At 42.9% G+C, this 13,013-nt stretch carries 6 protein-coding genes and 2 pseudogenes; 2 read left to right on the top strand and 6 right to left on the bottom strand.

Annotated elements, in window-relative coordinates:
• Positions 1-210 precede the first annotated feature (210 nt).
• Positions 211-1,356 (top strand): annotated as a pseudogene (locus NST74_RS08970) (IS3 family transposase).
• Between the two features lie 181 nt (positions 1,357-1,537).
• Here NST74_RS08970 and NST74_RS08965 read toward each other — a convergent pair.
• The 6 genes and pseudogenes from NST74_RS08965 to NST74_RS08940 form a co-directional block, all read right to left on the bottom strand.
• On the bottom strand, positions 1,538-3,043 hold the full coding sequence (locus NST74_RS08965) for an alpha-glucosidase/alpha-galactosidase (protein WP_341111598.1): 1,506 nt from the start codon (positions 3,041-3,043) through the stop codon (positions 1,538-1,540).
• Between the two features lie 121 nt (positions 3,044-3,164).
• Positions 3,165-4,088 carry a helix-turn-helix transcriptional regulator gene (locus NST74_RS08960; protein ID WP_341115856.1) on the bottom strand — a complete coding sequence of 308 codons (924 nt, stop codon included), beginning with the start codon at positions 4,086-4,088 and terminating at the stop codon, positions 3,165-3,167.
• A gap of 173 nt (positions 4,089-4,261) precedes the next feature.
• A complete protein-coding gene (locus tag NST74_RS08955) occupies positions 4,262-6,316 on the bottom strand; it encodes a methyl-accepting chemotaxis protein (protein ID WP_341111597.1) in 2,055 nt (684 codons plus the stop codon).
• 93 nt (positions 6,317-6,409) lie between these two features.
• Positions 6,410-7,253, bottom strand: a pseudogene (locus NST74_RS08950) (sugar ABC transporter permease).
• Entirely contained in the window at positions 7,250-8,563 is a 1,314-nt protein-coding gene (locus NST74_RS08945) for a carbohydrate ABC transporter permease (protein ID WP_076117491.1), read from the bottom strand. The pseudogene NST74_RS08950 and the gene NST74_RS08945 overlap by 4 nt, the downstream one beginning before the upstream one ends.
• A 107-nt stretch (positions 8,564-8,670) precedes the next feature.
• Complete coding sequence (locus tag NST74_RS08940) at positions 8,671-10,005, bottom strand: sugar ABC transporter substrate-binding protein (RefSeq protein ID WP_341111596.1); 1,335 nt, start codon at positions 10,003-10,005, stop codon at positions 8,671-8,673.
• A 1,104-nt stretch (positions 10,006-11,109) separates the two neighbouring features.
• Between NST74_RS08940 and NST74_RS08935 the strand changes: the two genes are divergently transcribed.
• Positions 11,110-12,855 carry an alpha-glycosidase gene (locus NST74_RS08935; protein ID WP_341111594.1) on the top strand — a complete coding sequence of 582 codons (1,746 nt, stop codon included), beginning with the start codon at positions 11,110-11,112 and terminating at the stop codon, positions 12,853-12,855.
• The last annotated feature ends 158 nt before the right edge of the window (positions 12,856-13,013 follow it).

Raw genomic sequence — 13,013 nt, 5'->3', positions numbered from 1 at the left:
TCTGGATCACACCCTTCCATTGCTGGAGGATCACGATTCTTGTTTTTGATTAGGGAAACTTGCATCAGCATTGGAATATTGACCTATCCATATAAAAGCCTCCCTTCCCGAGCTTGGGACTGACCCCATAACGTGAGACAAATCAAAACACCTTCAAAAGAATGGAACCTTGTCGTAAGATAAGGAGATCATCTTGGAGGTGTTTTTGCATTGGCAACCAGAGTAAGTTATCCCGTGGAAATAAAGATGAAAGCTATAGAAATGAGATTAGCAGGCGTACCTGTGAAAGAGGTTATGGAGCAGCTCGGAATACGGAATAAGACACAGCTAAAGACATGGATGAGATGGAATCGAAATGGTGAACGGCATCGTTTGCAGCAGCCGGTGGGTAAACAGTACAGCTATGGAAAAGGTCCGGAGGACTCTTCGGAGCTCGAAAGAGTAAAGGCAGAGAACCGATTCTTAAAACAACAATTAGAACTGCTAAAAAAGTACGAGGAGTTGGAGAGGAGGTGGAACCAGAGGCCGTTATTGCCTGGATCGAATCCATTCGAAACGAAGTGACGGTGTCTGAGGCTTTGTAGATGGCTCGGAATCGCAAGAACGACTTACTACCGCTGGAAAGCAGCTGTGGAGACAAAGCATACAGACAAAGTGGTGGAGAAAATCCGGGAGCTTTGCATCCGTCATAAATTCCGCTACGGGTACCGGAAAATCACGGCGCTCCTTCGGATAGAGCAGAGTATAAATCACAAGCGAGTCCAGCGGATCATGCAGTGTGAGGGGCTTCAGTGCCGCGTGAGGATGAAAAAACGAAAGGTGACTGGGCAATCTGTACACTCCTTTGAAAATCTGCTCAAGCGACAGTTTCATGCAGAAGCACCTCTGCAAAAACTCGTCACGGACATTACCTATTTGCCATTTGGCGGGAAGTTGTTGTACTTCTCCAGCATTCTAGACTTGTACAATGGTGAGATTGTGGCTTACAGTATAGCAGATAAACAAGATACCTCTTTGGTGTTGGATACGTTAAATCAACTTCCCAAGCAGGAAAAGATGTTGCTGCATAGCGACCAGGGCAGCGTGTATACGTCCTTTGCGTACCAGGAAGCTGTAAAAGGAAAAGGCATTACCATGAGCATGTCCCGTAAAGGAACGCCCGCTGATAATGCCCCCATTGAATCGTTTCATTCCACCCTAAAGTCTGAAACGTTCTACCTCGAAGATCTCACATCTACAACGACTGCAATCGTTGTAAAGACCATTCGAGACTACATCATTTACTATAACTCATTTCGAATTCAAGCGAAACTAAATAACCAGTCACCGATGGATTTCCGGCGACTGGCTACTTAAACTTGTAAGGTGTTTTGATCCCTGTTTCACAAACGGGGGTCAGTCCCAGCTGGGGAAGGGAGGCTTTTTTTCATAATGGAAATCTATTCAATTGTCCTAAACTGTTCCACAATACTATTATTACCACTCAGAAAATAGATGCAGGAGAAGTCATATTCCAAGTGACTGAAAACTCTACTGCTTAATGTACCTTCTCTCTATCCTTACCTTTGTCAGATTCTCCGGCATTTTTATTCGCTGCTTCCCGGTCTTGCATCATCTCGTCCACTGTCTTTACCTTCAGGCGAGCAGCGCCTTCATTGTTGGCATTCGTTGGAATAAGCTCACCTGAAGCTAAGCGTTCCTTCGCTTTAGCAATAGCTTCGCTGTATTGAGGCAACCACTGCTCTCCAGCTACGAGCATCTCATCGACCATCTGCCAGATTTCTTTTGGATTACATACGGCACCTACCAACGGATCCATCATAAACGCTTGACGCAGTAGCTTGTCATCTCCGTGTACAGCAGCTTCGACGGCTAAACGTTGCACTGAGATACTAACGTTGCACACTGCGGCTGCTCCTAAAGGCAATTCACCCACAAGCGGCATCGATATACCGTTCCGATCCACATACCCCGGTGCTTCAATGATCGCGTCATCTGGCAGATTTGAAATTACGCCATTATTCACAGTGTTAAAGTGACCTCTGTACACTCTGCCCGTTTCCAATCCTTCAATAATGAAAGAACCATGCTCTTCTCCGCGATTCTCCACCGTATATTCCAATGCCGAGTCCTTCATCCAATTCGGAAAATCCGTTTCGAACCAATTCCGTCCTTCTGTGCAGACACGCAGATATCCACCGGTCTCACCGTTAATCCAGCTTCCGAGATCAATCCAATCCATAATTTCATCGCTGCGTTTACGGTACCATGGCACATATTCACTTAAGTGACCATTGGATTCTGTACTGTAATAACCAAAGCGGCGCAGCATATCGATTCGGACTTTTTCCGTGCGGCTAAATTCCGGATGATTCTCAAAAGCTTCTAGAAGACCTTCGGTCAAATCCTTCCCCTTATGACTTGCTGAAATATACCAGGTCTGATGATTGATACCTGCACAAATAATATCGACTTCCGATTTCTTCAAACCATACACATCTGCAATTTGTTGATGCCCATGCTGTACTCCATGGCACAGACCAATAGTCCGCACACCACCGTATTTGTTGCAAGCCCAAGTCAGCATCGCCATAGGGTTCGAATAGTTAAGCAGGAGTACATCCGGCGCAGCCATCTCCCTAATATCACGGCAAATATTCAGCATTTCCGCAATCCCGCGCTGCCCGTACATAATGCCTCCCGCACAAAGAGTATCCCCTACGCACTGATCAACTCCGTATTTCAATGGAATATCTACATCCGTTGCAAAAGCTTCAAGCCCACCCATTCGAATAGTACAAAATACGTACTTTGCATCCTTCAGCGCTTCTCTCCGATCCGTCGTCGCCTGGATTTGAATATCTAATCCATTCTCTTTAATATCACGTTGGCACAGCTCGGTAACCATCTCCAAATTGTGATTATTAATATCCATAAATGAGACTTCAATATTTTTAAATTCCGGCACAGTTAGTAAGTCTCTCAACAATCCACGGGTAAATCCAATGCTTCCTGCCCCTATAAAAGACACTTTAAATGACATCCTGATCATCCTCCGGTAATGAATTGGTTGTTCCTGTCCATTGTAGCAATTGAACTGAGGGAAGCGTAACCAGAATCATGACCTCTTTTGAAGGAAGGTGTCAAAAATTCTAACCTATCTTCTACTGAAGATCCTTCTCTTCATAGCTCCAGGAATGGCGCTCAATAGAATTGCGATATTCTACAGGTGTGCAGTCGGTGTATTTTTTGAAGAGGAGATGAAAGTATTGTCTGCTGCTAATTCCTACATAATCGGCAATTTCAGCAATCGGAATATCACTCTGTCCCAGCAGCATTTTGGCTTTTTCCATTCGGAGCATATTCAAATAATCACTGAGTGTCCGGCCAGTATGTGCCTTAAAAATACGATGCAGATATCCTGGATGCAGATTGACTGCGGCAGCGATATCCTTAACCTGGATACTCTGATCATAGTTCTGATGCAAAAATTCGATACTCCGCCTGACATAGAGCTGTGAAGGCTGTTGGTTGGCATGAAGTTGATCCTGACGCAAGCTAGATAATCGAAGCATAAGCTCACAGAACAATAAGTCGACCATACTTCCACCTTTCCCGCCACTTTGATCGAGCTCCAGTACAAGTCCTTTTAGAACATGATAAAGTTCCTCTGGATCAGTCATGACTAGACTGGAAAAGGGAACCTGTAACCATTCAGCAAGCACCTTTTCTTCTCGAGCGAGCTTGCCGATCGATGGAGCAACCCCTGTATATTCCATAAATCCAAACTCTACATTCAGCATTCGACAGGGTGCCCCTTCCTCGACAATCAATCTGTGCGGTACATTCGCATCGAGGATGATCAATTCTCCCCGCTTTAACCTAAATCTCTCTTCTTGACCCGCCCTCGGATGAACATCCACGATACAGCCTCCAGAGATCAGATACATGATTTCGGTTGAATTGTGCTGATGGTAGGACATATTGTAGTTGTTCCATTGTTTATAATAGTAAGCAAAAAAATGAGGACTATAATCTCCATCAATTAATGCCTGCTGAAAAAGACTCCCACTAAGATTTAGAGGCAAATTCGTCAATCGATCACTCCTTTCTTCTATTAAATTGTTAACCCAAGTGTATCTCTCAAACTACTCCTAAGACAAGAAGAGCTACTTGAAGTGATTAAATAAGAAAAAACGAGCAAAACTCCAATATACAGGAGAGTTACTCGTTTTATATTTTTATTATTAGGATCTAATTCTCATACTTGAAAAGAAACCATTGATTGCTTTAGATCTGCTGCTAAACTTTCTAACTTTTGAGATAAGGCCACAAGCTCTTCACTTACAGTAAATTGCTGTGAAGACATAGAAGCTACCTCCTCAGTCGAAGCCGTCGTCTGCTGCACAATGGAACTGACACTCGCCATGGATTCACCTAATTGACGCTGAAACGCTATCAGTTCATGGATAGAAGCTGAGGATTCACTAATATGCACCATGAAGTGCTCCATTTCCTCTTTCACACTGGCAAATATCGTCGATGACTCCCGTACAGAAGAAATCTGTTCACGGAACTTTGGAGCGGCCTCATTGATATCTTTAACCGTGTTCTCAATGTGTAGACCAATCTCTTCCGTAATTTTGGAGACCGATTGAATTGACTCATTCGATTGGTTAGCGAGCTGTCTGATTTCATCCGCAATTACTATAAAACCTCTGCCTGCCGCACCGGCTCTTACCGCTTCTATGGTAGCATTCAGAGCCAAAATATTAGTCTGCTTATTTACGGCAATCATAGGACTAAGAATACTGCGAATTAAATGGGTACTCTCTCTGAGCTTACTAGAGTTCTCTTGAATTCGGTCGAACATCTCGACCGTAGATTCACTCTGCTCTACTAGCAGCTTCATCAGATCTGTCCCCTGATCACTAACCTCAATAACACGCTCCGCTGAGGCGTCCATTACTGTATTTAGTTCAGTCACTTCGCTCATTTTTCTGCCAATGACTTCAACGTTATGATGGCTTCTTTCTGCTTCGACAGCGAGGCTGGCGGCTCCTATTGCAATCTCACCCGTTGCGGATGCAACCTCTCTGGCATGAAGTGAGGTTGTACCTGATGCTTTGACTAACTGTTCAGAAGTTCCAAACACCTCATCCGCTGAGTTCTCACTCTGGCTTGCAAGCAGAGAAATTTGCTCCATCATTTTGTTAAAGCTATGCCCAAGCCGTCCAATCTCATCCTTCCCCTTAAAATTCGTTCGTACACGAAGGTTTCCTCGCTCGCCCTCTTCCATTAAGATCGCCAGCTTACCCAGAGGACGCCCAACTAAACGAACAAGAATATAGCCAATTAACAGTGCTATCAAGGCAGCTGCCAGCACCACAGAGAACGTAATATAAAGAAGCTTGTCCGCCGACTTCGTAAAATCACTGACCGGTGCATATCCCATGAGCGTCCACTTCGCAGTTGTTAAAGGCTGATAAACGACAAGTTGAGAACTTCCATTCTCATCGGCTGCTGTAAATGAATGATTCTGTTCAACATCTTGCTCTTTTGATACTTTTATGTAAGAGGGTTGACCCAATTTAGCTTTATCCGCACCATAAACAATGTTACCATCTGTGTTCAATATTCGAATCTCACCGGTAATTCCAATCTGAAGATTGGACAACATTTCAGTCATAGCCTTCCCTTTAACTTCGATCAGCATGTAGTACTCCGCTTCAGGATGTAATAGATTCCGAAGCAATCTTCCCATAGTTAAAGATGGCTCTGTATAAGCATCAAAAAAACCCTTCTCACGAACGGGAAACCATACCGGCTCTCCCTTAGCATCTGCAATTTGTTTCAGTCTTTCAGCAATACCTTCATCACTACGAAGACCACTAATACCTGCAGATTTATAAGATTCCGTTTCTTCTAAACTCTTAGATACCAGTCTGACACCATACATCCGCTCATCTGATCCTTTAACTAAGTCTAGCTTTCTACGAATCCGATCTTCTGCGGCGACTTTGGCTACTGTTGTAAGTTCACCACTATTTATTTTTTCCAAATCACCTTTTAATGCAGAATCGAGAGCAAACTGTCTTGAAAGCGCTTCGTATTCTGTTAAGACAAAATCCAGCTTGTCCGCCGCTTGAACCACAGACTGTGAAGAGGCCGCGGCAACCTCATCAGTAATGATATCTTTGGCAGCATAATATGAAGTTAATCCTAGTACAGAAGACAAGAGCACTATGGAGCTAAATAGAATAACGAACAATTTCATTCCAACGGATCTAAATTGTAGAGTCCATAGCTTTTTCATTAAGTTCACTCCCTATCATGGAATAAGGGTACAGCCCCCCATTACTGTACAAAGGCTGTACCCTATTCATACTTTAGTATGAAGCGAAATCGTTTACCCCTTACTAGCTCCTGCAGTCAATCCATCGACTAGCAGACGTTGTAAGAATACAAATAATATCATTATCGGGATTGAGATCAGAACAGCACCGGCAGAGAACAAGGTGAAGTTCGTGTTTTGGTTCGTGTTGACCATATCCCACATGCCGACTGCGACCGTCCAGTTCTCCTTTGTCCGCAAAATAAGTCTGGCGAAAATGAAATCCACCCAAGGACCAACAAACTGAGTCAGTGCCATGTAAGTGATCATAGGGCGTGACAACGGAAGAATAACCCGCATAAATATCCCAAAATTGCTCGCCCCGTCTATCCGGGCTGCCCTCATCCAAAGAACGAGGAATTGTGTCGAGGAAGCCTTTGGCGATAAATGTCCCTCCGAGCGGCGCTCCGGCTGCATAAACGATAATCAAAGCAATATGTGTATCCAGCAAATTAAATTCTTTAAGAAGCATATAAATAGCAATCATACTCATAAAACCAGGGAACATACCAAGGATTAGTACGGTGGATAACGCTGTTTTACGCGCTTTAAACCGGAATCTGGATACAGCATAACTGGTTAACAAGGTAAGAACTACACCGATAAGCATGGAGAACACGGCTATTTTCAATGTATTGGCATACCAAGTCCCAAACATATAGCTCGGTGATGTGAACAATTCTCTGTAGTGATCGAAGGTGAATTGCTCAGGGATAAACGTCTTACTGTACAGGGATTTACCAGGCCGGAAAGAAGCAAATAAAATCCAGAGGGCCGGATAGAGTGCCGCTATCGACAAAGCAATCAAGATGATGTAACTACCACTTAAGCGAATAAAGTTCGCGACCTTTTTGCTCATTGGATCATATCCTCCTCTTTGAATGATTTCGTCCGGCGGTAATTGTACAGGGAGAATGATGCAACAATGATAAAGATAATAATCCCTATTGCCGAAGCCATGTTGTTTTTATTCTGATCAAGTGTTAATTTGTACAGCCATGTTACTAGCAAGTCCGTAGAACCGGCATATTGATAATCACCATTTACAGGACTACCACCTGTTAATAGGAAGATCGCATTAAAGTTGTTAATATTACCTGCAAACTGCGTAATTAGAGTAGGTGCTGTGGAGAACAATACCATCGGTAACGTAACAATACGGAACTTCTGATAACCTGATGCTCCATCCACCTCAGCTGCTTCATACATATCCCGAGGGATTGTAGTCAGTACGCCCATAATAAGTAACATCGAAACTGGGATACCAACCCACATGTTAACAATAATTACGGTAACCTTAGCCCAAAACGGATCTGTCAGCCATGGTAAACCGCCCATTCCAAAATACCCGAGGTATTGGTTGATAGGGCCAAATTGACCGTTAAATAGATTGCGCATGAGCAGCAAAGAGATTAACTGTGGCACTGCATAAGGCACAATCAGAATAACTCTCCACATTCCTTTGAAACGAATACCCTTTTGGCTCACTAATAAAGCTACCAATAGTCCTCCGAAATATGTAGTAATCGTTGAAAGAACTGCCCAAATGATCGTCCATGTTAATACGCCATAAAAAGTGTGGCTCCATGTTTTGAGAACCAATAAATTCTTAAAGGTCTGAAACCCAACCCAGTCAACCAATTTAGCGGGCGGGAGATGATCAGGTGCAGAATAGTTCGTAAACGCTAGCAAGATCATAAAGATGATTGGCATGATCGTAAAAAATAGAACACCAATACCCGGTAAGACCAAGAACGTCTGAGCGAACTTGTAATCCAGTATATAGCGAACACTTTGTTTAAAGGTGTTTGCCTGAAGACCGTTATCGCGTTTCTCTCCAGTCCTATAAGCGTCTTTAATGTTCAAATACCAGGCGAGGATTATTATGATAAGAATTAGAATGGTAATTAAGCTTTGAATCATAATGTAGATCGAGTGATCCCCGGCAACCATCTTAGCGATGCCTTTTACTTTTACCAAACGGCTAGGGTTTTCTCCTAGTGTGACAATACCCCATAATGCATTAGCAAGATTCTCGATAAAATAAAAAACAGCGGCGGCTTCTACAACTAAAAACATGATTCCTTTGACGAATTGGCGGTTATATATTTGTCCCAATCCCATGAAAATCGTCGACAGTACTGCGGCCCTCGTGCGATGTCGCTGCATTTCGCTTCCGTTCTCCTCTCCGAGTGAAAATAAGAAGCTGCCCTCCGCTAATCATGCGACGGGCAGCTTGATTCACTGTATGCTATTAAGACTGTGTTTTATGATCCTTATTGAGCAGCACCGTTATTCAAATCTTTGATTTGTTGAACGGCTTTATCCATAGCTGCTTTTGGATCTACATTCTTATCCCAAATTTCTGGGAGTGCTGCATTTACAGGGCTCCATACGTTACCCATTTCAGGAATGGAAGGCATTGGCTGGGAGCTCTTAGCTTGTGCTGCAAATGCGGATACGAATGGATCGTCAACGATTTGCGGATCAGCAAGTGCATCGTTGTTAGTTGGAACTGAACCAACCAATTTGTTCAATAAAAGCTGTGCGTCTTTGCTAGAAGCAAAGTTTGCGTACAATTTAGCAGCATTTGGATATTGAGTAAACGAGTTTACTGCGAAAATTTTGATACCAGAGAATGTAATCGATGTTTTGCCATTCACTGTAGGGATCGGTGCAATACCTAGATTGTCACCAAGGGCTGCTTTGTAACCTGCAAGCTCCCAAGGACCTGTGATATCCATGGCAACATCACCTGTGTTGAACAAGCTGCGTTTGATATCACTATTGATATCTCCGCTCTTAATCGGCAATGCTTCTTTCATTTTCACAAATTCTTTAAGTCCTGCAATAGCTCCATCGTTAGCAAGTCCGATATCTTCTTTATCTGTACCGTTCTTACCGAAGAGGTATCCACCATCGGAAGCGATAAACATGTAGTTGAAGTACAAGTTTCCTACTTCCCACATAATTCCGTATTTGTTCTTGGATTTATCCGTGAATGTTTTGCTGAATGCTAGTACATCATCGAATGATTTAGGTGCTTCTTTAACGAGTGATTTATTGTAGAACAATGCATATGTTTCTGCTGCTCTTGGGTAACCATACAATTCACCATCGTACGAAGATCCGATAATTGATGCTTCAGTGTTGTTAGCCTTTGTTTCTTCACCGAAGACATCGTTAGGAAGAACCAAGCTCGCGCTTGCCGCTTTACCTAAGTTATCATGAGGGATAAGAATAACATCTGCTGCTAATCCTGAAGGACCATCCTGAGTAAGTTTAGTTACTTGATCCGGTGGTGCCAACTCTTCAATCTTGACTGGAACGTTATATTTCGCAGTGAACTCCTTAGCAATCTCATCTGCAAATGCTCTTTCTTCTTTACTTTCCCATACAATTAGACTTGCGCCTTCTTCAGGTACGATCTCATCTGTCACTGCTGCTGCATCTGTACTCTCTGGCGCAGCAGTCTCTGCAGTGTTATTAGCAGCATTAGTAGCTTTTGCTGCGTTACCGTTATTCCCACCGTTGTTGCTCGAACCACATGCTGTAACGGACAGTGCCATGGAGACAGCAGCAGTGATAACCATCATTTTTTTCAACTTCATTACTTTAACCCCTCCCAATTTTAAAAAAGCGTAAGATGGTAAAATAGTAGAGCAGAAACTTGCGCAAACGATTTCAGAAAGGCTAAAAAAAGTTATTCTTTTAGCCCGCTCCTTCTTTAGCTGCACTTGGCAGAGCAAGAAAGCGCTTCATTCATGAATACATCATACAACAGTATCGTTTGTTTTTAAAAACGTTTGCACATACCATATTTGACCATTTTTCATTAATAAATAGACTCTATAGGCATTTATCTCCATTTTTCACATGATATCTTTTAATTAATCAATTATTCATGTGTTTAAAATTGGAATTGCTATTTTATTACCCCCTGATATACCACAAATTCACTTTTCCAGTAGATTTACAATTATCGGGCAGTAGAAACACTCATATCCTCAAGTGAAAATTTGTGCAATGGTTTGAACAAGAGTATTGAAAGCCCTTTTATTCCATGCTATAATCCAAATCGTTAAGAGGCTATCCAACATGAATCATTGCATCTATTGACTGCCTCCTGTTTTATATAATTAAAAGGCAATGTTACTTATGAAAGGTACAACCTCGGACAAGCTACTTCGCGGCGGTTGTGCCTTCTTTGTTATGTGCAAGTTTACCTCATTTTTTGCGCATGTTGCATAAGAATTTGTGCAACCAATAACAATAGCGACATTCTAAAACCCACGCGCTGTGGTGGATTGTACAGGGAAGTATCGCCTACAAAACTAAGCGTATGCTTTCAAGGTAGTTTTGCCGAAGCTGGTCAGGGAAGTATCGCCTACAAAACTAAGCGTATGCTTTCGAGGTAGTCTTGCCGAAGCTGGTCAGGGAAGTATCGCTTACAAAACTAAGCGTATGCTTTCGAGGTAGTTTTGCCGAAGCTGGTCAGGGAAGTATCGCTTACAAAAAGCGTATGCTTTCGAGGTAGTTTTGCCGAAGCTGGTCAGGGAAGTATCGCTTACAAAACTAAGCGTATGCTTTCGAGGTAGTTTTGCCGAAGCTGGTCAGGGAAGTATCGCTTACAAAACTAAGCGTATGCTTTCGAGGTAGTTTTGCCGAAGCTGGTCAGGGAAGTATCGCTTACAAAACTTTAGGAGGATTTATTCATGTTACTGGAAGCTGTCTATCATCGCCCTCGGTTAAATTGGTCTTATGCCTATAATGAGAGCACAATTCACTTGCGTCTACGCGCTAAAAAAGGTGACTTAACAGAAGTATTTGCTTTTGCAGGAGATAAATACACTTGGGACACCACGAAAGAGCTAATTCCTATGACCCTCTTCACCTCTGATGCAATGTTCGATTATTGGGAATGTGCCTCGGTTCCCATCTATCGCCGATTAAAATACGGATTCTTACTGCAAAAAGATGACGAAAAAATTTGGATGACCGAAAATGATTTTCAAACGAACCGGCCAGAAAGTCCAAACAAGCTCTTCGAGTTCCCATTTATTAACCCCGTTGATGTATTCACTCCACCAGCCTGGGTAAAGGACGCCGTTTTCTATCAGATCTTCCCTGAACGCTTTGCAAATGGCGACCCTAGTCTTGATCCAGAAAATGTTCAGCCATGGGGAGAAGAGCCAACACCGACCAATTTTTTTGGCGGTGACCTGCAAGGGGTTATCGATCATCTTGATCATCTAAACGAGCTTGGCATCAATGCTATTTATTTCACACCAATTTTCACTGCAACTACTAATCATAAATACGATACAGAAGATTATATGCAAGTTGATCCGCATTTCGGGGATATTGCAACGTTAAAAAAACTCGTCGATAACTGCCATAAACGTGGTATTCGTGTGCTGTTAGACGCTGTATTTAATCATTCCGGTGGCACTTTCGCTCCGTTTTTGGATGTTAAGGAAAAGGGAGAAGACTCCATCTACAAAGATTGGTTCCATATTCGTGAATTCCCACTTCAGGTTGTAAACGGCATTCCTACTTATGACACTTTTGCATTTGAAGCACATATGCCAAAGCTTAATACAGAACATCCTGAGGTTAAAGAGTACTTGCTGAAGGTCGCAGAATTTTGGATCACAGAAGTTGGAATCGATGGTTGGCGCCTCGATGTGGCCAATGAAGTAGATCATGATTTCTGGCGTGAATTCCGAAAAGTGGTGAAGCGCGCTAATCCTGAGGCCTACATCCTTGGAGAAATCTGGCATGAATCTGCTCCGTGGCTGGAAGGTGATAAATTTGATGCCGTGATGAATTATCCTTTTACTGATGCCGTCCTCGACTTCTTTGTTCATGGAAGCCTTGATGCTGAAGGATTTGCCAATTCTATTGGCCGGCAGTTATCGCGCTACCCACTGCAAGCAAGTGAAGTTGCTTTCAATCTGTTAGATAGTCATGATACTCCGCGGTTGCTTACGCTGGCTGCAGGGGATAAAAATAAAATGCGATTAGCTTCACTATTCCAATTCACCTTTATGGGTACTCCTTGTATCTATTATGGCGACGAGTTCGGAATGGACGGTGATGGTGATCCAGGTTGTCGTAAATGCATGGAATGGAACCCTGAACAGCAGGATCATAATCTATTCGAATTCTATCGCCAGCTCATTCAAATACGCCATGAGCAACCAGCACTTCGTACGGGGACATTTACCTTCTTGGAGGCAGGTCGACAAGGCAGTAAGCTAGCCTATGAGCGCCGATTAGATCTTGAGACTATAGTTGTACTGATTAACAGTGAAGAGACTGCTCAGACGTTTCGTATTGACGTAGATGAGAAAAATTGGGAGAACTTGTTCACTGGCGATACAGTGCGTGCAGAAAGAGGCAAGCTAATCATGAAGATGCCTGCTTATGGTTTCACTATACTTAAGGCAATCGTTTAGTTACAAATACCTCCAATCGTATTAAACATAACAAAAACAGGGTATCTCACTAGCTATGATAGCTGTGAGATACCCTGTTTTCTATTAGAGCTTAATAAGAATGACTGTCATATTACTAGCAACTACTAATACTTCGGTGCACTAACATCAGCACACCG

Origin of the sequence: Paenibacillus sp. FSL F4-0125, assembly GCF_038008565.1 — a bacterium.
Taxonomy (GTDB): Bacteria; Bacillota; Bacilli; order Paenibacillales; family Paenibacillaceae; genus Paenibacillus_AQ.
Note: the sequence above shows the minus strand (reverse complement) of the source record. Positions and strands in the feature narration are given on the sequence as shown.